The organism is Pseudodesulfovibrio sp. S3 (genome assembly GCF_004025585.1).
Classification (GTDB): domain Bacteria; phylum Desulfobacterota; class Desulfovibrionia; order Desulfovibrionales; family Desulfovibrionaceae; genus Pseudodesulfovibrio.
The window spans coordinates 231,139-249,757 of the sequence record NZ_QTZO01000002.1; the positions used below are offsets into that span (position 1 = coordinate 231,139).

An 18,619-nucleotide genomic window follows, 5' to 3' on the forward strand; every position below is an offset into this window, starting at 1 on the left:
CTGCCGGTTTCTCAGGCTCTCCCGCCGGTCCTCGCGGACAACCGCGTCCATAACGGAGACGGCTTCAGGCATGGGACTCTCAATTCATCATCAAACCGCGTAAGCGGCACAGGGCTCGCCTTCTTCCAATGCGTCCAGGATTTCGTCGATGGCCCCTTCGGAATCTACGCCCTTGAACCACCAGTTCTCGGGCTGGATCACCATTATGGGACCGGACTCGCACTGCTTGAGACAGGATGAGGCCACCACAAGGGCGTCCAGACCCCGGTCCAGAATCTCTTCCTCGATATACTGGAGGAACCCGTTGGTCTGCTTGTGACAGATGCCCTTGGGATCGCCTCCGGCACGGAAGGACTGACAACAGATGATCATTCTCTCGGGTATGGCCATTTCACATTCTCCTTCTTGTTACTTTTTGCATTTCTTGGCTTTCTTGCCGCCGCCGTAGAGCACATCCACGGTCCCTGCGATCTCCCCGTCCGTGATCAGGACGGACAGACCGTTGCGGCTCAAAATTTGTCTCGGATTATCCCCGGCCGCTGCCGTGAGCAGGACGAAACAGTCGCTCAAGCCGGAAGCCAGGGTCTCCCACCTCTTGCCGCCGGAACCGGGTTCGGGGGCGTCGCGGCTCTCCAGCAGGCAGGGCAGCCCATCTTCACGCGGGCCGTAGACGAGGATCTTGATGGCGTGGCCCAGGTGCAGGTCCACATCCATGCCCGTGGAACTGACAACGGCCACATTGGGCCGCTCGGCAGTGGGCTTGGGCAGGATCGACACCGAAGCGTCCGGCTTGGAAGGCGTCTCCAGGCCAACCAGATGTTCGCCGCACTCGTTCCAGGCAGGCATGAGGTCCATGTGCCGGGCCGCGCGGTCCCGGACCGTGGCCAGCATCTCGATGCCGGACTCGACCGGATTCTCTTCGCTTTCCCTTGTCAGGCGGTACGGAACAACGGCCATGATGTCCGCGCCCAGATTGGCCATGGAGGCGGCAACCGCCTCCACATGACCGGCATTGTAGCCGGCATAGACAGTGGTGTTGATCTTGACGGTCAATCCGGCCTTCTTGAAGGCGGTTATGGCGGCGGCCTGTTCGCTGACCAGCAGCCTGGCGGCCTCCTTCAGGGGCATGGTCCTGGTGGAAGGACGAATCCAGGCGTAGAGCTTCTCCGCCACTTCAGGGTCCACGGCGTCCACCAGCACGGTGATGTGGGACAGGCCGATTTCGGCCAACTCCACGGCATACCGGGCACCGTTAAGGCCCACTGTGGTCAGGCACAGGGAAATTTCGGGGTACCTTTCCCGCACCATCCGCAGGGTCCGCAGGCTCGGTTCGGGATCGGCCAGGGGATCGCCGGGGCCGGTGATGCCCACCATGGACACGGGCTTGCCCTGACGGATCACATGGTCCAGCCAGGTCACGGCGTCTTCCGGCATCATGGCGGGCCTGGAATTGGCCGTATCGGAAAACCGGCTACGGGTGTTGGCACGGGGAGCAACGGGCAGGTGCAGACGGCCGACGGTCTTGCGGGCGGTCATGCCGAAGCAGGGATGGGAGGCGGATGCTATGAAATTCGATGACATGACGGCCTTTGGGTTGGTGGTTAGCCCGGAACAGAGGGGTAAGCCCCCTGTTCCGGGCGCGGATATGTACGCTACAGAACGAGTTCGAATCCCGTTTCCGGGTCGTCACGGTCTTTGCGGTCCAGCAACAGGTTCAGGATCTTTTCGAGAAGCCTGAGTCCGCCCTTGTAGCCGACTGTCGGGAAGTACTGATGCCCCTGGCGATCCAGGATGGGGAAGCCCCAGCGCAGCAACGGGATGTCTTCGTCACGGGCAATGTATTTGCCGTAGCTATTGCCGATGAGCAGGTCCACGGACTCATTCTTGATCCACTGGTGCATCAGGAACATGTCGCCCTTGGCCTTGACCTTGACCTCGAAGGGCTGGCCTGCACAGATCTCCTTGATGCGCGCCTCGAACTTCTTGCCCGGAGTGCCGGTGACGACATAGACGGGCTGCATGTCGATGGACACGAGGAACTCGCACATGGAGATGAGCTGATCCGGGTCGCCCCATATGGCCACCCGCTTGCCGTAGAAGTACTGGTGCATGTCGGAGATCAGGTCCACCAACTGCCCGCGCTCGTGGGCCACGGTGTCGGGGACGGTGACGCCGGCCACGGTGCGCAGCACGTCGATGAAGCGATCGGTGGCCGCCAGGCCGAACGGCATGTCCAGCACGGTACAGGGGACCTTGCACTTGGAGTCCAGCCAGCGGGCCGCATCAGCGGAACACCACTCGCCCAGAGCCAGGGTTCCCATGGCGTCGCCGCACTTCTTGAGCTCGTCGATGGTCACGCCGCCGTCGGGGAACATCTTGTATTCTCCGGTCAGCGGGGCATCGAGAATGCCCGAGGTGTCCGGGAACAGGGTGATGGCCACGCCGACCATACCGGCCAGGCGCTTGATCTCGGCCATGTCGCAGGGTTCCACCCAGCCGGGGATGATGTTGACCTTGCCGTTTTTCTTGCCGGACGGTTCCGCCAACTCCGCCATGGCCTTGACCATGTTGGAGAAGCCGGTGACATGGGAGCCTACATAGCTCGGAGTGGGCGCACCGATGACGGTCTTGCCTTCGGGAATTTTGCCCTCTTTCTGCGCCCTGTCTCGAATCTGCTTCAGGTCGTCACCGATGGTCTCGGACAGGCAGGTGGTGTGCACTGCGATCACTTCGGGTTCATAAACCGTGAAGATGTTGTCGATGGCCTGCATCAGGTTGGCCTGACCGCCGAACACGGACGCACCTTCGGTGAAGGAACTGGTCGAGGCGGAGACAGGCTCCTTGTAGTGCCGGGTCAGCGCGGAGCGATGGTAGGCGCAGCACCCCTGGGAACCGTGGCTGTGCGGCAGGCATCCATGGATGCCCAATGCGGCGTACATGGCCCCGATGGGCTGGCAAGTCTTGGCCGGGTTGATCATGAGCGCCTTGCGCTCCTTGACTTCAGTGGGGGTATGTCTGAGTAACATTATGGATTCCTTTTCTTCAATTTGTTCAAAAGCCGCGCTGGCAAGGCGCAAAACGAGGGCGGGGCCGAAGCGCATCTGGCATGCGTGAGGATTCGCCCTCGGTACAGCAACGCAGCCAGCGTGGAGTTTTCAACAAATTGCCTATTCCCACACGAACGTGGCGGTGAGCTCGGGGTTTTCCTGCCAGGGGGCCTTCATGTAGCTCCACACCTTGCTGTTCACGAGGCGGTCTATTTCTTGATAGAAATTGACCGCGCCCTTGAACCCGGCATAGGGGCCGCCGGAGTCGTAGCTGTGCAACTGCTTCATGGGCACGCCCAGCTTCTGGATGGAGTACTTCTCCTTGATACCGGCGCAGAACACGTCAGGCTTGAGGAGTTCCACCAGCTTTTCGGCCTCGTACTGATTCAGGTCGTCGACGATGATGGTGCCCTTGTCCATGTCCGGGTTCATGCCGTCGTAGTGCTTGAACTTCAGGCCGGATTCTTCCAGGGCCTGCATCTCGCCGGGCGTCTTGCGCGGGTTGTAGTACTTGTCATCCGCCACGACCTCGATTTCCTCGATGTTGCGGGAATCGGCATCGACCTTGAGGTTCGGGATGACCTGACGGCCTTCGTAGTCGTCGCGATGGCCGAACTCGTATCCGGCGGAGATGGTCTTCATACCCATTTCCGAGAACAGCTCGCCGTAGTGATGGGCGCGGGAGCCGCCGACGAACATCATGGCGGTCTTGCCTTCGGTGCGCGTGCGAACGTCTGCGGCCACGGCCTCCACCTCGGGCATTTCCTCGGCAATGACGGCCTCGACGCGGTCGATGAGCTTCTTGTCGCCGAAGTACTCGGCGATCTTGCGCAGGGATTTGGCCGTGGCGTTTGCGCCGATGAAGTTCACCTTGATCCAAGGGATGCCGTACTTGGTCTCGAGCATGTCGGCCACGTAGTTGATGGACCGATGGCACATGACCGTGTTCAGGTCGGCATGCTGGGCGGAGGCGAACTGATCGTATGAGGAGTTGCCTGAGAAGGTGGCGATGTTGGTGATGCCGCACAGCTTGAAGATGCGGTCGATCTCGAAACCGTCGCCGCCGATGTTGTATTCACCGAGCAGGTTGATCTTGAACTCGCCTTCCTTGGGCTTCTCGTTCTCGCCGACAAGGTGAGTGAAGACCTGATTGTTGGCGATATGGTGACCGGCGGACTGGGACACGCCTTTGTACCCTTCACAGGAGAAGGCAAAAACGTTGCAGTCGCCGAACTTGGCCTTCATCTTCTTGGCAACGGCGTGGATGTCGTCGCCTATGAGGCCCACGGGGCAGGTCGCGAATATGGCGATGCCCTTGGGATGGAAGAGGTCGTAGGCTTCCTGGATGGCTGCCGCCAGCTTCTTTTCTCCGCCGAAGATGATATCCTGATCCTGCATGTCGGTGGAGAAACAGTACGGCATATAGTTCTCGCCATCCGGACCCGGATCGGTCTGGTTGCGACGGGTAAGCCAGGAGTAGAATCCGCAGCCGATGGGGCCGTGGGTGATGTTCACCAGATCGCGGGTGGGGCCGAGAATAACGCCCTTGCAGCCTGCATAGGTGCAGCCGCGCATGGTGATGATGCCGGGGATGGTGCGCACGTTCGCCACTATCTCTGACGGCGTCTCATTCTCCTGAGCTTCATTGATCATTATCTGCTTGGCGCGCTTTCTTGCCACCTTGGGCGGATACTTCTTGAGAAGTTCGTCCTTGATTTCGGTGGGTGTGAACTGCACCAGCTTTTTGGTCTTTGCCATCTCGAATTCTCCTAACTATGCTAAACGATGGACTTTGCGCCCTTTTCACCGGTGCGTACGCGGACCGCATCACCCATGGGCAGTACAAAGATCTTGCCGTCTCCGGGCTTGCCGGTCTGATTGACCTTGGTGATGGCCTCCACCACGTCGCCAACCATGTCGTCCGGGACCACTACCGTTACCATGCGCTTTGGATAGAGCTTGCCTTTCTCGCCCAGGACGGCGGCGGCTTCTTCGTAGCCGCCCTCGGCGCCCTCAAGGACGTTGGCGTTGACGAACCCCTTGCCCCGGCCCTGTGCCTCGTGAGCGAAGAAGGCGTCTATGCCGGCTTCGGTCAGGGCGGACTTGGTACGATTCATCATGTTCATGCGCACAACTGCGATGACTTCCTTCATTACGCGGCCTCCTCGGAAGCGGCGGCGGTGTCGCACACGCCGGAACTGATGGTGTAGACGTCTTCCACTTCGGTGACGAAGATCTTGCCGTCGCCGAATGCGCCCTTCACGCCGGAGCGGGCCGCATCCATGATGGTGGAGATGACGAATTCCTTGTCCTCCGCCTTGACCACGCTCATGAGCATGGTCTTGGGGATTTCGTCATAGGTGACTTCGCCGATCTTGATGCCGCGCTGCTTGCCGCGACCGGCAACGGAATATTTTGTGACAGCCGGAAAGCCGTTATCCATCAGGGTGGCCAGGACATGATCCGCTTTCTCGGGCCGCACAATTGCTCGTACCATAATCATCATTTTGACTCTCTCCTATCTTACTGTTATTTAAGTACTTTGATTAATAAAGTGCTGTTTAGGCATCCATGATGCCGTAGTCGAGCAGCAACTGTTCAAGCTGTTCAATCTCAAGGGGAGTCGGAATAGTGAACATGGTGTTTTCATCAATGGCCTTGGCCAGACCGCGGTACTCGTTGGCCTGCGTCACACTGCCGTCCCATTCGATAACGGTTTTGCGGTTGATCTCGGCACGCTGGACATCGTTGTCGCGGGGCACGAAGTAGATCATCTGGGTGCCGAGCTTGGATGCCAGTTCGGTGATCAGGTCGGCCTCGCGGTCGGTGTTGCGGGAGTTGCAGATCAGACCGCCGAGACGGACGCCGCCGGATTCCGCATACTTCATGATGCCTTTGCAGATGTTGTTGGCCGCATACATGGCCATCATTTCGCCGGAACAGACGATGTAGATTTCTTCGGCCTTGCCGTCACGAATGGGCATGGCGAATCCGCCGCAGACAACGTCGCCGAGGACATCGTAAAAGGCGTAATCCAGCCCTTCGGATTCTTCGTAGGCGCCAAGGGATTCCAACATGTTGATGGAAGTGATGATACCGCGGCCTGCACAGCCGACACCGGGTTCCGGGCCGCCGGATTCGACACACCATGTGCCGCCGAAGCCGGGCTTGCGGATATCCTCGAGTTCCACGTCCTCGCCTTCTTCGCGAAGGGTATCGAGCACCGATTTCTGGGCCAGACCGCCGAGCAGCAGACGGGTGGAGTCCGCTTTGGGGTCACAGCCGACGACCATGATCTTCCGTCCCATTTCCGCCAGGCCGGCAACAGTGTTCTGCGTGGTGGTTGACTTTCCGATTCCGCCCTTTCCGTAAATTGCTACTTTCCTCATGATTTTCCTCCATGGGTTTGCTTGCGTAGATGCAACCCCCTAAGGCAAAGGATGTGCCAAAGCCGCTTGAGTCGGCTAACACACTATTTTAACAAGCAATTTATAAAAAATGATCGAAAAACAAACGCCTACGAAAAGTGTAGGAAACCACAGTGATTATCGACAGAAGTGTAGGAATCTACAAAAACGTAGGTAATTTCAGCCCTTTTTCGTCAATAAATTTTTACAATAATATTAACAATTTAGACAGAGCAACCACTTTGGCACCCTTCATGCTCAAGAGAGAGTCAGTTCATGCCAACAATACAGGAGGAGACAGTGCCATGTTGATCGACACCACACTCAGAGAAGGGGCGCAGCTTTTCGGGGCGTACTTCTCCATGGAGACCAGAGAGAAGATCGTCATCGGGCTTCTCGATGCCGGAGTGGAGGAAATCGAACTGGGCTGGGTCGGACAGGAAGATCTTGAAGAATTGATAGGTAGAGTGCGACCCAGTTGCGGCGCCACGGCACTGTCCGTCTGGTGTCCATGCCGCGAAGCGGACATCCGCACCGCATCCAGACTCGACATCGACCGGGTCAACATCGGCGTCCCGATTTCGGACCAACATATCGAACACCGCCTTGGAACCGACCGCGAGGGGCTGCTTGAACGCCTGGCCCGTACCGTTTTCGCCGCCGGGCTCCTTGGCATGGAGTATGTCTCTGTCGGCCTTGAAGACCTTTCCAGGGCCGACACGGACTTCGCTCTCAGGGCGGCCAGGCTGGCGCAGGACGCAGGAGCGTCCCGCGTCCGCCTGTCCGACTCCTTGGGCGTACTCACCCCATTACGGATGGCCGCCCTGGTCAACACATTCGCCAAAAATCTATCCATGGACCTGGCCGTGCATTGCCACGACGACTTCGGCATGGCCACGGGCAACGCCGTCACCGCCCTGGCCTGCGGCGCGCAGTATGCTGACGCCAGCCTGCTCGGCATCGGAGAACGTTCCGGCATCGCGGCCACCGAGGAATTGGCCGCCCACCTGACGCTCAAGGAGAAAAGCCATGCGTACACGATTGAAGGCCTTCGGGAACTCTGCCATTTCGTATCTCAAGCTGCCGGGATACCGATTCCCCGCACCAAGTCCATTGCGGGCGAGGACATTTTCGCTTGCGAATCCGGCCTCCACGCCCACGCCCTCAGCAAATTTCCCGAACTCTTCGAGCCTTACGCCCCGGAGACCGTCGGCGCCGACAGGAAGGTCGCGGTCGGCGGAAAGAGTGGACGCGCCGCCATTAAACATGCCCTTGCGGACCAGGGCCGCGATCTCCCGGAACACTGCATCACGGCCCTTGTCGCCCAGGTAAGGAAACTCGCCTGGAAGCTGGAACGCCCCCTGACCGACCCCGAATTGTCGCAACTCATCAAAAACTAGGAGGTCACATGCTCAAGAAAGCCTTTTACCTATGCCTGTGGCTCGGCGTCATGTCCGGCACGGCCCACGCGCAAGGCCTGCAAACGGATGTCATCGCCACCTTCGGACACTCCGGAATGGGATACGGTCAGGCGGGACTGCTCTCACTGACATTACTGATCGTCGGCTACATGACCATGCTCCTCCTGGAGCAAAGGGACTTGACCGAACGCCCTTGTCCCGTTCCGCAAGGGAGACGCGCCCCGGTTCCCTGCACCTGTCACACACAACGCGCCGTTCAAGACGCATAGGGAGACTTTTCATGCAGATCATATCCACCCAGTACGGCGACCTGATCCCGCAACACACGGACGACGACCTCAGAAAACGCGAGATACTGCCCATGGAATACCATCCTTCGGGCAGCATTAAATCCGTGCCGCTGGAAAGACAGACCACCATTGTGACCCAGGCCGGGGAACTGCCCGCCGAGTTGATATCCTTCCATGAAAACGGCGTCATCAACCGCATCTTTCCCCTCAACGGCAAACTGTCCGGCTACTGGAGTCAGGAGGACGAGGCCGGACTGGCAGAGCCGATCACCCTTATCTCCCCCATCGGCGTGCTCACGGCCAAATTCCTGAGCGTGAGTTTTTACGAGAACCAAAGCATCCGCAGTGTCACCCTCTGGCCGGGCGAAACCCTGTCCGTGCCCACTCCGGTCGGCGTCATTGAAACGCGCATCGGCATCAGCTTCACCAGGGACGGAAAAGTCCGGTCCCTGGAACCGGCAAAACCCACCCTGGTCAAGACCCTGGCCGGGGAAATGGCCGCTTTCGACCCGGACGTCGTGGGCGTCAACGGGGACGCCAATTCCCTGGCGTTCGACGAGTCCGGCGAGGTATGTCAGGTGATCACGACCCTGACCAAACTGAAAGTGATCACCCCGGACGGCCATACCCAAGGCTTCACCCCGGAGTATCGCGACAGCCTTTGCGGCGACACGGACAAGGAAGTGGTCCCCATGAAAGTGCGTTTCAACGAAAGAGAGGTCACCGTGCAGATCACCCCGGACGCAGGGGCATTGCACCTGCCTCGGGCCGGGCACGTCTTTCTTGCCGAGCCATACCTGCCACAACTGACCCACCCCTTCGGCACGCTGCGTTGCTCGATCTAGGATCACTGAAAAAAAAGCTGGAGGCGTGTCCGCTGCGCAGACATGTGGAGGCGCATCAGGAAAGAGACTAAGCCAGTCCCTGTTCCATCATGTACCGGAAGATGGTTTCCATGAATTTCCCGGAGACAACATCCGGCAAAGCGAAGTGCGGCATATCCACGCTTGCCATGGAGCCTGTATAGGCCAGCCAGATTTCCGAGGATATCTTGTTCAGGGCGGGCGTAATCAACTCGCCCCACAATCCGCCGTCCCCGCTCTGATCGAGGCCAAAGGCCCGGCACTGGAGCGGACGCTGCTCGAAAAGCAGGCAGTTGCCGTCGTCAAGCAACGGACAAACCGTTCCGACTTCCGACAGACAGTATTCCCCTTCCCGGCCCTGGCCGACATCCTTGTTCGCCTGACGCTCGGCCTGAGCAGTGGCCACGGCCCGTTCGATGACCTTGAGGCGCTCTTCACCGGACAGCTTCTGATTGATGCGGTTTGAAATATACACGGCCTCGGCCAGAGTCAGCCTGACTGGCGTGGTGCAGCACTGGGCGTGGTCCAGACCGCAGGCCAGCCCGTCCACGGCCTGGCCGCTCTCCTCCACACGCTGGACGAGTTCGATGTAGTCATTGAAGAACGGCGACAGGTCGACCAGCCGCTTGAACTCCAAAGAGGGTTCACGCACGGTCAACTGGCCCGACTGCTTGCCGTACTTTCGGACGGTGCGCCACTGTACGAAATTGGCGGGTTTGCTCTTGAGCTTCTTGAGCGCCCTGCCAGCCAGCTTGTGCCCCAACCCCCGCCTGAGCAGATAGGCGTTGAGCACGGTACCGGTCCGCCCGATACCGTGACGACAGTGAATGAGCACCTTCTTGCCGAGATAAATGGCCTCGTCCAACCACGCAAGGGTCTTTTCCAGTTCGATGAGACCAGGGGCCTCCTCGTCTTCCAGGGGGAGGTAATGGACTTCGAATCCAGCGTCCTTTTCGATGTCGTGCAGGTCGCAAAACTCGCCGCACAAATTGAGGATGGCGTCCACGCCCTGCGCCCGAATGGCATTGAGCTGTGGGTGACTCATGGGAGCATGTCCAACGCCGAGCTGGTCCGTGACCCAGATCACCTTATAGGCCAGCTCCTTCTCCGAATCACTCATTGCGCTTCTCCGCATCGACCAGGAATTTCTCCACTTCGGCTGCCACTTGTTCCTCGTTTTCCATACGCATGTCCATAAGCCGGGTCACGGCCATGAGATAGCCCAGCCGGACCAGCAGCCGGTGCGTCTCGTTCTCTCCCAGCCGAACGGACTTGGCGTCGATCATGTCGCCGCGCGTGGAGGTCTCGAATCCATACCGGTCCAGCACACCACGGATGAACTCCAACCGGAGCAGCCGCTGATCAAACCCGGCTCCGCCCCCCTTGAACCGGAAATTGACATAGTTTGCATCCGAGTCAGGGCTGCAGATGGCATCGACCACGGAGAAGTGATAGCCAAACCGGACCATCAGGTGGAGGTAGTCTTCCGAGACCAGACCGTAGCTCGCCAGCAGCTTGGAATCGAAGCTGAAAATACCGCCCGAGATCCTGTCGAACTCCTCCCAATCCATGGCCGTCAACCGCGCAGGCCATGCGACCCGTTCATCGGAAAGCCCGAACCAGAGTGCCCACATGGGCCGACATTTTATATCCTGGGGCGAGACGGTCTTGCCCTCGCCTGCATTTTCGAAAAATCCGCCGCCCAGATCAAGGACATACATGACCAGAGGAAGATTGGTCGCCAGGCGCTTGGCCGCGTGCATCCCGCGTCCCTTCTTGTCCATGAGCGTGAACATCTCGTTCACGGCCTTCTCGTGGCAGAAGCGGACCACATCATGCAGGCTCTTGCAGCCCATGGGCGTGAAATCTTCGGACTGAGGGTCGGTCAAAGAGAGTTTCACCGTCAGGGGCGAGACCTTGGAGTACTGCTCCACCACCCGCTCGGATACCAGCTGTCCTTCCCGGGCGCGGGTCATGATCTCTTCCACGCACCCGTCGTAGATGGCTCCGTTCGTGCCGTCCACGGTGACCAATTGGCCGGGTTCAAGATTCATATCAAGATCGCCCACCACCACGGGCACACCCGACTCGCGGGCAACGGAGGCGAAATGGCTCGCCCGACTGCCCGTCCCTGCGATGACGCCGTTGATCCTGTTGACGAACGTCAGCAACGCCGGTTTCAAGGTCGGGGTGACCACCACGGCCCCCTCTGGAATCTGGGCAAGGGCCTCGCCCGTGGCTGCGAAATAGACTGGACCGCACCCGGCGCCTGTGGACGCCCGCTCCAATCCCTGCGCAATCGGCATGACAAAAAACGGCACTGGAGCATGGTCCTCTGCGGCCCTATCCCGCTCCTGCTGCAATGGACGGGCCTGCAGGATAAACAGCTTCCCGGTCACGTCCTCGGCCCACTCGATATCCTGAGGACAGCCAAAGGCGTCTTCCAACTGCATGGACAAACGGCCCAGCTCCACCAGGGATGCCTCCGAAGGCAACCCTCCCTCGTCGGGGGTGCAGGCTTCATCCAGGCGGGGCACCTTCTCGCGTGTCAATGTGGCCTTTACCGGAGAAACGGAACCGTCCACCAGGCCGTGTCCCAGCCCGCGCACGCCGTACACGCCTATGGCGTTGCCGCCGCGGCAGTCGGGATCACGGGAATAGACCACACCGGCTGTCTCCGCCTCCACCATGGGAATGACCAGCGCGGCCATGGCCGTCTCGCTGTCCGTCAATCCGTTGGAAATGCGATAGGAAATGGCACGGGGACAATACTTGCCCGCCAACACCCGCTTGTAGGCCTCCAAAACGTCGTTGGGCTGGACATTGAGCTCCGAGGCGTATTGACCGGCAAAGGATATCTCACCGTCCTCGGCCAGGGCGCTGGACCGGACCGCGATCAGGTCGTCTCCCTCGATTATCTCGGACACGCCGAACCGGATGCCGCGGGCTATTTCCTCCGGGATTTCAGCGGCCAGGATCAACTCCTGCAACTCGGCCGTAAGCCGGGCAAGCAGATCGCGATCCCCCACCACCATCTGACGAAGCCTTTTTTCGACCTCTTCATTCAAGCCGTTGAAATCGATGAAGTAGTTAAACGCGTTGGCCGTAACGACAAAACCCGGCGGCACCGGCACGCCGCTCTCGGCCTTGGCCCGACCGAGATTGGAGGCCTTGCCGCCCGCCAGTCGAGGAAACGCACCGGCCTCTTCCAGGGTGAGAATATACGGAGGGCCGACATCGGGCTGTTCCAGCTCCATGGCCATGCGCACGTAGAAATCGATCTTGCGGAAGTACTCCGGCAGATCCATGTACCGGGTGGGATTCATCTCCATGAGCTGACCGGCCATGGTGCTCACGGCGTTCGACAGCCGGTTGGTCAGCCAGACTGCGCGCTGCCGGTCCGCCAGCCGCTTGCCGTAAAACATCTCCTCAAGATCGGCGATCAGTTCAAGGGCCACGGCGTCGTGTGCCAACAATGATTTGAACGCCTCGTACTTGCGCCGAAGCAGGGTTCCGGGTGCAAACACCTGGTAAGTCCAATGCTTGAAGAGTTGCTTGATGTGCATGGGCGTTCCTTGGCTAAAACGTGATGGCGGCACTCATCGGCGATGCGGGAAAAGGGATGATCAGCCGTCGGCCCCGAGGACCTCTTCGACCTTGGTTTCAAGCTCTTCCTTGTTGATGGGCTTGACGCAATATTCCTTGGCCCCAAGGCGCAACGATTCACGGGCCGTCTCCAGTGTGGGATAGCCCGTGAGCATGATCGCCTTCACGTCCGGGTTGATCTTCTTGAACTCCTCCAGGGCCTCCACACCGGTCATCTTCTTGAGCTTGATGTCCAGGATGACCAGGTCCAACGGATTTCCGGCCGCATGTTTGAGCGCGTCCTCCTCCTCGGTGAAATTGGCCACAGTATGCCCCTTGCGTTCCAGGATGCGTTTGACCAGCACCCCGGCATCGGAGATATCGTCCAGAACCAGTATATTCGCCATGTTCTACTCCTTTTCGGATTCTTGACCTTCCCCCATCTGATGATCCAGGGGGAGATTGACTTCAAAGACTGTACCGACTCCGCCTTGCCCGCCTTGGACCGCCGGGAAACCGAAGTCTTCCGGAACCGGGCTTATGGCCCGGATCATACCGTCGTGGTCCTTGATGATACCGAACGACACGGACAACCCGAGACCTGTTCCCTTGTCCACGGCCTTGGTGCTGAAAAACGGATCGAAAATTTTCTTGAGCACGTCCTCGCCGATGCCCGAACCGTTATCCGCCACCCACAGGGACACGATGCCCATGGGGGCGTCCAGGCGGGTTCGGATGAGGATGGTTCCGCCCTTGCCGCTCATGGCATCGCGCGCATTGGTGAGCAGGTTGATCCACACCTGCTTGAGCTTTTCCGGATCGCCGTAGATGATCGGAAAACGATCGTCCAACTGGGTGAGAATCGATACCTTGTCCAACTCCAAGGTATGGCGCACCAGACTGATCGCCTCCATGACGGAGTTGTTGAAACACATCTCGCGCTTGGCGGACTCGGACTGCCGTGAGAATCCGAGCAGGTCGGCAACGATCTTCTTGCATACCTGTGTCTGCTTCTCGATGATCGCCAGATCCTGGTGAATCTGACTGCCGGATTCCACATCTTCCTGCAGCAACTGGGCATAGCCGAGAATGATGCCGAGAGGGGTGTTGATCTCGTGCGCCACACCTCCGGCCAACAACCCCAGAGACTCTATCTTCTGCGCCTGGATAAGCTGGTTCTCATAACTCTTGATGTCCGTGATGTCGCGATCCGTGCGGAGCAGCCCATCAATGCGGCCTTCATCGTTCAGGACCGGAATGCACACCACGTGATACCACCGATCTCCGTCCGCACCCTGGACCTTGACCTGGGTGTCCAGCCGGGCGCCGGATTCAAGGATGTCACGGGCAGCCAGGTGCCGCTCCTCGGCCTCGGCTTCCTCGAACAGATCAAAATCGGTCTTGCCCTCGACCTCGGCCAAGGACATGCCCACGGATTCCGCAAAACTCTTGTTGCAACCCTGATAACGCATTGTCGGCCCGATCAGGGAAACGCGGTCCGGGGTCACGTCCAAAATGGTCCGCATGAGCCGCTGCTGGTCGCGCAGGTTGCGTTCCGCATCGCACAGCTCATCGATATGCGTCTTGAGCGTCAGGGCCATGACATCAAAGGTTTCGGCCAGATCCTGAATCTCATCGCCCGCATTTTCACGATACACCGAGCACTTTCGGCACGACTCCAGGCGGCACTGAAAATTCCCCTCGTTGTTGCAGTCCGGGCACATGGTTCCGGCAATATACCAGCAGCGGCGACGAACCTCGCCATAGGCCGGGCATTGCGTGATCTTGCAGTTCTGCTTTTCCCAGCAATGCACCCCGCTCGTCGGCCCCGACAGGGTGTCCAGATTGCCGGTAAGCATCTCTTCGGCATGGGTCCGCAACCGCCCCAGCCGGGCAGTGACCCGCCTGGCAAAGATGGTGCCTATGGAGGTGGCCAGGATCAGGGCACCGGCAAAAAGACCGGCCATGAGCGTGATCTGGTGCTGTACGGCCTGTTGTATGCGCGCCTGGGACAACCCGATGCGCACGGTCCCGAGGTGGCCGTCCGAAACCAGCACAGGCACGGCAAAATCATAGATACGGCGGGAACCGTCAGCCAGCAGTTGAATATGCACGGTCTCATCGGCAACATCCTGATTGACGACAAGCAGGTCCACGGGAAAACCCTTCTGGAAAGTGTGGACCATGACATGGCCTGTTTTGTCCTGAACAAAGGCGTAGGCCACGTCTTCCACGGAACTCTGCTCGTCCACCATGTTCTTCAACCGCAAAAAATCGCGCGCGAGCATGGGGTCCACCGCGCGAATGGCCAGACTTTCGACCAGGGCCGAACCGCGTTTCTTGCTTTCCTCCACCAGGGATCTGGCGCTCATGGTCCCTATCAGCGGCAAGAGCAGCAGGGCCATGGCAACAAGGATGGACCCAATGCCCAGATTGAGCTTTGTACGAAACCGAAGCCTGGGGAAAAGACGCATGGCCGACCCTGCCTACCGGTCCAGACCGAGTTTTTCGGCCAGTTCCCTGACCGGGCCGTAGTCGATATCCTTGGCCGGAATGACGCCGCGAATACCGGCTGCGCTCAGAATCAGCTTGTGGGCCTCGTTTTCGTGATCCAGGGCGAACATGGCCTTGGAAATGGCCTCGACCACCTCGGGATCGAGTCCTTTCCTGGCCGAATAAACCCAGCCGGGATAGGCACGGGTCTCCGCCAGGACGCGAATGGCGCCCAGGTCGATCTTCCCTCCCACCACATCCAGGGTTCCCTTGCGAATGGTCCCGATATCGTAAACTCCGGCGTACACCGACAATACGACCTTTTCCTGTTTGCCGCCGGGGCCGGGAGCAAAATCCACGGTTTCGAAGTCTTCCACCTGGATGCCGTTGTCAAAGAAAAGTCCCAACGGGAAAAGATAGCCGCCTGCGGAATCAGGGTCCACGGCAACCCACCGCTTGCCTCGGCAGTCCGCTATATCCCGGATTTCGGCATTGTCACTCCGGGTGATGATCTGTCCCCTGAAATTCGGCTCACCCGACGGCTCGATGACCCGGGCAAAGGCCTGGGCACCGGCCTTGGCCAGTCTGACATATACAAAGGGATTGGAGTAGGAGATGTCTATCTCCCCACGCTCGACCATCTTGATGTGCTCGTCAAAGGTATCCGGAAAGATCTGACGAAGCGGCAGCCCGGTGGTCTGCCGGAGGTATTCCAGCATCCGGCGGTGGCGCTGGTAGGAAATGGTATGCGAATACTGGGGCAGATAGGCATAGGTAATGGCATCCACCTGCCTGGGGGCCACCAAGGCCTCGCGTTTGGACAGATCGACCCGCACAGGCTCCTCGTCCGTGCACGCAACCAGACCCGCCGCCAAAACCGGCAGGAGCAGGATCATCCCGATCAGGACTCTCGCTTTATTCATCATTGTCTGTATCCAACGCTCCTCGTGCCATGTTCGGAACACCCTCTGAAACCATACAGAAATTCAGTCCGCAGTCCAATATGTCTTAATCCCTTGGCAATGTACCCCGGAGACAGTATAAAAACCAGGCGCGCACCAACGCGCAATCCCAAGGAGTAATAGACATGGCATCCACATACAAGATCCCCATGAGCAAACTGGTCCTGACCCTTTTCCTGCTGGCCGTGACCTGCGTGGCTGCGGCAGTGGCCTGGAGCTTCAACTCGGGACTGACCTGGACCGGCATCTGCTTGATCGCCGTGGCCGGACCGCTCTCTCTTTTCTATTGGTACATGCTGTACATCACGCCCAAACGCGCCGTCATCACCGTGGCCGAGGAAGGAGTGCTCCTGGCTGCCCCGCCCTTTGCCTCGGCAGTCATCCCCTGGGCATCGGTGGAAAAGACCTTTCCGGTGAACCTGGCCACCGACGACACGTTCAAGATCGGCAAAACCAAAAAGTACATGACCTTCGGCGGCTACAAATCCGGCGTTGTAGAGGTCAAGGACGGCACCGAGGCGGTCATCGTGAGCAACCGGCCGGACGTCCTTTGCATCCAGACCGCAGACCGGCTCTACCTGCTCGGACCGTCCGACCTCCCCGGCTTCATGGAAGCGGTGAAAAAGGTCGGGCCATAGATTCCGACCCGCCGATCATATCAAAGAACAAAGCCGCCCCGTAAGGGCGGCTTTCATTTTGTCTACATCCTAAGAGCCTTGAGGCGCTGGCCGCTTCTTCAAGACCGTGGCCCTGTCTTTTTCATCGAGCAGATCGACGAAAGTCATCATCTCGTCTCCGGCCTCGTTCTCTTTCACCCGCTGCTGGATGGTGCGGAAAAACGGCAGCCACGGCTTGGACAGGCTGAAGAGATACCGGGTCAGGATATACGCCGGAATGAAAATGAAGGCCGGACTGACCTCGCCCAGAAGGGGAACGGTGAAATCCACTTCACCGAAGCGGTAGAAAAGCCAGCCTATGCCGAAAGGCACCACCCACAGCGAAGACGCGAACAGGGCGATGCGGGCAAAGAAATTCTTGCCGAACGCGTCATTGGCCAACGAGTTGCAGGCCTTCCACGCGGTCTTGTCCTTGGCACCAAGCGCCTTGACCGAAAAGTTGTGGTGATCGATCATGTCGCGATTGATGGTGGCGAAATGCTTCTTGTTCAGGAAATAGACGCCAGCCATGCCCAGTTCACCGATGATCGTGGCCAAAAGGCAGATCCAGAACACGCCTATGGCAAAACCCACGTAGGGGTTGCCGCTCGTGCGGAAGGCCCAGATCAACCAGGGATCGAGAAATTCATAAATCATGAAACCGGTCATGCTGTTTCCTGTGTTTGACGGAGGCCGCCCGGATCGGGCGGCCTCCGTTGTTCCGTTCAGATACTAGATGGGCAGCAGGATTCCGAAGAAGCCCTTCAGGGTGTACTTGAGACCCACGTAGACAGCCAGCACGATGAAGATGCGCTTCAGCCAGATGTCCGGGATGTATTTGGAAGTCTTGGGTCCGATGACGGAACCGATGACGATGCCGACAAGCTCGGCGCCGATCAGGCTCCACTCGATCGGAGTGGACTTCAGGATCATGTAGGAGGCAATGGAGTTGACCATGCCGACGAAAACGGCCATGGCCGAGGTTCCGGCCACCAGATACATGGGCAGACCGGCCACGGAAGTCAGGAACGGCACCAGCAGGAAGCCGCCGCCAACGCCCAGGAAGGAAGCCAGAGCAGCGATGAAGAAACCGCCGACAACCGGGATCAGGGGATTGAAGCTGAACTCGACGCCGAAGAAGGTGAATTCACAGGCCATGGGGGTGAACTTCTGGACCTTGACGCCCATCTCGGCCATGTCCACGGTACCGCCGGCCTGCTGTTCCTTGACGGATTTCTGGAAGGCTTCGGCGGCCTTTTTGGCGGCCTTCTTGCTTTCCTGACCCTTGGGGGTGGTTTCATAGAAGAGGTAGCAGCCCAGGAACAGGACGAACAGACCGAAGTAGCCGATGTAGGCCTTCAGGCTGATCTTGCCTGCGGTGAGCCAGGGCACCAGCCAGGAACCGGCCACGGAACCGATGGCCAGGGCAATGCCCAGCGGCAGCACCAGGCGACCGGCCTTCCAGTAGTTGAAGGAGGACAGGGCTGCGGAACAACCCACCAGCCACTGGTTGGACACGCGGATGGAGTCGGTGACGACCTTGTTCAGCTTGGCACCCTTGCCGAAAGAGCTGGCGTAATCGCCCAGTCCGTAGATGGTGATGTGGCCGACACCGGCCATGATGCCGCCGAACGCTCCGACAGTGGAGAAAATCCAGCCAACCCAGATCGCCCAGACAAGGCCGATGATGATGTTGAGCTGCGGTCCGCCGGGGATCCCCAGATAACCGGGTTCGCCTGTGGGCTGGGCTTCGGCAATGGCATCAGCCAGACGATCGGCCATGGCAGGCTCTGCCATGAAACACACGGCAGCTACCAAGGCCAACATCAGAAGAGTTTTTTTGGAACGTAACACTGTTACCTCCTCCTCAATGAATAATAGTTAAGAACCCCTAA

Annotated in this window: 18 protein-coding genes; 4 read left to right on the forward strand and 14 right to left on the reverse strand. The window is 59.1% G+C overall.

The window, feature by feature from the left end; translation table 11 throughout:
• Positions 1–90: 90 nt before the first annotated feature.
• The 7 genes from DWB63_RS02815 to nifH all read right to left on the reverse strand — a co-directional run bounded on the left by DWB63_RS02815 (position 91) and on the right by nifH (position 6,436).
• Positions 91–390 carry a (2Fe-2S) ferredoxin domain-containing protein gene (locus DWB63_RS02815; protein ID WP_128327292.1) on the reverse strand — a complete coding sequence of 100 codons (300 nt, stop codon included), beginning with the start codon at positions 388–390 and terminating at the stop codon, positions 91–93.
• A gap of 18 nt (positions 391–408) precedes the next feature.
• Positions 409–1,581, reverse strand: coding sequence for a radical SAM protein (locus tag DWB63_RS02820; RefSeq protein WP_128327293.1), 1,173 nt, complete (start codon positions 1,579–1,581; stop codon positions 409–411).
• 71 nt (positions 1,582–1,652) lie between these two features.
• Positions 1,653–3,026 (reverse strand): nitrogenase molybdenum-iron protein subunit beta, encoded by a 1,374-nt coding sequence (gene nifK, locus DWB63_RS02825; protein WP_128327294.1) that lies wholly within the window; start codon positions 3,024–3,026, stop codon positions 1,653–1,655.
• A gap of 141 nt (positions 3,027–3,167) precedes the next feature.
• Positions 3,168–4,805, reverse strand: a complete 1,638-nt coding sequence (gene nifD / locus DWB63_RS02830) for a nitrogenase molybdenum-iron protein alpha chain (protein ID WP_128327295.1) — start codon at positions 4,803–4,805, stop codon at positions 3,168–3,170.
• Between the two features lie 20 nt (positions 4,806–4,825).
• Positions 4,826–5,200 carry a P-II family nitrogen regulator gene (locus DWB63_RS02835; protein ID WP_128327296.1) on the reverse strand — a complete coding sequence of 125 codons (375 nt, stop codon included), beginning with the start codon at positions 5,198–5,200 and terminating at the stop codon, positions 4,826–4,828.
• Positions 5,200–5,553 carry a P-II family nitrogen regulator gene (locus tag DWB63_RS02840; RefSeq protein ID WP_128327297.1) on the reverse strand — a complete coding sequence of 118 codons (354 nt, stop codon included), beginning with the start codon at positions 5,551–5,553 and terminating at the stop codon, positions 5,200–5,202. Before DWB63_RS02840 ends, DWB63_RS02835 begins: the two co-directional genes overlap by 1 nt.
• Positions 5,554–5,608: 55 nt before the next feature.
• Positions 5,609–6,436 (reverse strand): nitrogenase iron protein, encoded by an 828-nt coding sequence (nifH, locus tag DWB63_RS02845; RefSeq protein ID WP_128327298.1) that lies wholly within the window; start codon positions 6,434–6,436, stop codon positions 5,609–5,611.
• Between the two features lie 323 nt (positions 6,437–6,759).
• Here nifH and DWB63_RS02850 point away from each other — a divergent pair, with 323 nt between their 5' ends.
• The 3 genes from DWB63_RS02850 to DWB63_RS02860 are packed head-to-tail and all read left to right on the forward strand — an operon-like array spanning position 6,760 to position 9,010.
• A complete protein-coding gene (locus DWB63_RS02850; RefSeq protein ID WP_128327299.1) occupies positions 6,760–7,854 on the forward strand; it encodes a pyruvate carboxyltransferase in 1,095 nt (364 codons plus the stop codon).
• Positions 7,855–7,862: 8 nt separating this feature from the next.
• Positions 7,863–8,144 (forward strand): hypothetical protein, encoded by a 282-nt coding sequence (locus tag DWB63_RS02855; protein WP_128327300.1) that lies wholly within the window; start codon positions 7,863–7,865, stop codon positions 8,142–8,144.
• 11 nt (positions 8,145–8,155) lie between these two features.
• Positions 8,156–9,010, forward strand: coding sequence for a hypothetical protein (locus DWB63_RS02860; RefSeq protein ID WP_128327301.1), 855 nt, complete (start codon positions 8,156–8,158; stop codon positions 9,008–9,010).
• Between the two features lie 67 nt (positions 9,011–9,077).
• Here the strand turns inward: DWB63_RS02860 and DWB63_RS02865 are convergent, their stop codons facing one another.
• The 5 genes from DWB63_RS02865 to DWB63_RS02885 all read right to left on the reverse strand — a co-directional run bounded on the left by DWB63_RS02865 (position 9,078) and on the right by DWB63_RS02885 (position 16,032).
• The gene (locus tag DWB63_RS02865) at positions 9,078–10,148 is read right to left on the reverse strand and encodes a dual specificity protein phosphatase family protein (RefSeq protein WP_128327302.1); all 1,071 of its coding nucleotides are present in this window, start codon (positions 10,146–10,148) and stop codon (positions 9,078–9,080) included.
• Positions 10,141–12,594, reverse strand: a complete 2,454-nt coding sequence (locus tag DWB63_RS02870; RefSeq protein WP_128327303.1) for a PEP/pyruvate-binding domain-containing protein — start codon at positions 12,592–12,594, stop codon at positions 10,141–10,143. Before DWB63_RS02870 ends, DWB63_RS02865 begins: the two co-directional genes overlap by 8 nt.
• Positions 12,595–12,654: 60 nt before the next feature.
• Entirely contained in the window at positions 12,655–13,020 is a 366-nt protein-coding gene (locus DWB63_RS02875) for a response regulator (protein WP_128327304.1), read from the reverse strand.
• Positions 13,021–13,023: 3 nt separating this feature from the next.
• On the reverse strand, positions 13,024–14,985 hold the full coding sequence (locus DWB63_RS02880) for an ATP-binding protein (RefSeq protein WP_347231958.1): 1,962 nt from the start codon (positions 14,983–14,985) through the stop codon (positions 13,024–13,026).
• Positions 14,986–15,099: 114 nt separating this feature from the next.
• Positions 15,100–16,032, reverse strand: a complete 933-nt coding sequence (locus DWB63_RS02885) for a phosphate/phosphite/phosphonate ABC transporter substrate-binding protein (protein WP_128327306.1) — start codon at positions 16,030–16,032, stop codon at positions 15,100–15,102.
• 161 nt (positions 16,033–16,193) lie between these two features.
• Between DWB63_RS02885 and DWB63_RS02890 the strand changes: the two genes are divergently transcribed.
• Positions 16,194–16,706: a PH domain-containing protein gene (locus DWB63_RS02890; RefSeq protein ID WP_128327307.1), complete on the forward strand. Its 513-nt coding sequence runs from the start codon at positions 16,194–16,196 to the stop codon at positions 16,704–16,706.
• 69 nt (positions 16,707–16,775) lie between these two features.
• Here DWB63_RS02890 and DWB63_RS02895 read toward each other — a convergent pair whose 3' ends face one another.
• Positions 16,776–17,393 carry a hypothetical protein gene (locus DWB63_RS02895; RefSeq protein WP_128327308.1) on the reverse strand — a complete coding sequence of 206 codons (618 nt, stop codon included), beginning with the start codon at positions 17,391–17,393 and terminating at the stop codon, positions 16,776–16,778.
• Positions 17,394–17,456: 63 nt separating this feature from the next.
• Entirely contained in the window at positions 17,457–18,578 is a 1,122-nt protein-coding gene (locus DWB63_RS02900; protein ID WP_128327309.1) for a sulfite exporter TauE/SafE family protein, read from the reverse strand.
• Positions 18,579–18,619 lie beyond the last annotated feature (41 nt).

Coding starts and splice junctions, on each gene's coding strand:
- nifK (WP_128327294.1), bottom strand. CDS start 3,026: ATGTTACTCAGACATACCCCCACTGAAGTCAAGGAGCGCAAGGCGCTC.
- DWB63_RS02820 (WP_128327293.1), bottom strand. CDS start 1,581: ATGTCATCGAATTTCATAGCATCCGCCTCCCATCCCTGCTTCGGCATG.
- nifH (WP_128327298.1), bottom strand. CDS start 6,436: ATGAGGAAAGTAGCAATTTACGGAAAGGGCGGAATCGGAAAGTCAACC.
- DWB63_RS02890 (WP_128327307.1), top strand. CDS start 16,194: ATGGCATCCACATACAAGATCCCCATGAGCAAACTGGTCCTGACCCTT.
- DWB63_RS02815 (WP_128327292.1), bottom strand. CDS start 390: ATGGCCATACCCGAGAGAATGATCATCTGTTGTCAGTCCTTCCGTGCC.
- DWB63_RS02865 (WP_128327302.1), bottom strand. CDS start 10,148: ATGAGTGATTCGGAGAAGGAGCTGGCCTATAAGGTGATCTGGGTCACG.
- DWB63_RS02840 (WP_128327297.1), bottom strand. CDS start 5,553: ATGATGATTATGGTACGAGCAATTGTGCGGCCCGAGAAAGCGGATCAT.
- DWB63_RS02870 (WP_128327303.1), bottom strand. CDS start 12,594: ATGCACATCAAGCAACTCTTCAAGCATTGGACTTACCAGGTGTTTGCA.
- nifD (WP_128327295.1), bottom strand. CDS start 4,805: ATGGCAAAGACCAAAAAGCTGGTGCAGTTCACACCCACCGAAATCAAG.
- DWB63_RS02895 (WP_128327308.1), bottom strand. CDS start 17,393: ATGACCGGTTTCATGATTTATGAATTTCTCGATCCCTGGTTGATCTGG.
- DWB63_RS02835 (WP_128327296.1), bottom strand. CDS start 5,200: ATGAAGGAAGTCATCGCAGTTGTGCGCATGAACATGATGAATCGTACC.
- DWB63_RS02850 (WP_128327299.1), top strand. CDS start 6,760: ATGTTGATCGACACCACACTCAGAGAAGGGGCGCAGCTTTTCGGGGCG.
- DWB63_RS02880 (WP_347231958.1), bottom strand. CDS start 14,985: ATGAGCGCCAGATCCCTGGTGGAGGAAAGCAAGAAACGCGGTTCGGCC.
- DWB63_RS02860 (WP_128327301.1), top strand. CDS start 8,156: ATGCAGATCATATCCACCCAGTACGGCGACCTGATCCCGCAACACACG.
- DWB63_RS02875 (WP_128327304.1), bottom strand. CDS start 13,020: ATGGCGAATATACTGGTTCTGGACGATATCTCCGATGCCGGGGTGCTG.
- DWB63_RS02855 (WP_128327300.1), top strand. CDS start 7,863: ATGCTCAAGAAAGCCTTTTACCTATGCCTGTGGCTCGGCGTCATGTCC.
- DWB63_RS02885 (WP_128327306.1), bottom strand. CDS start 16,032: ATGATGAATAAAGCGAGAGTCCTGATCGGGATGATCCTGCTCCTGCCG.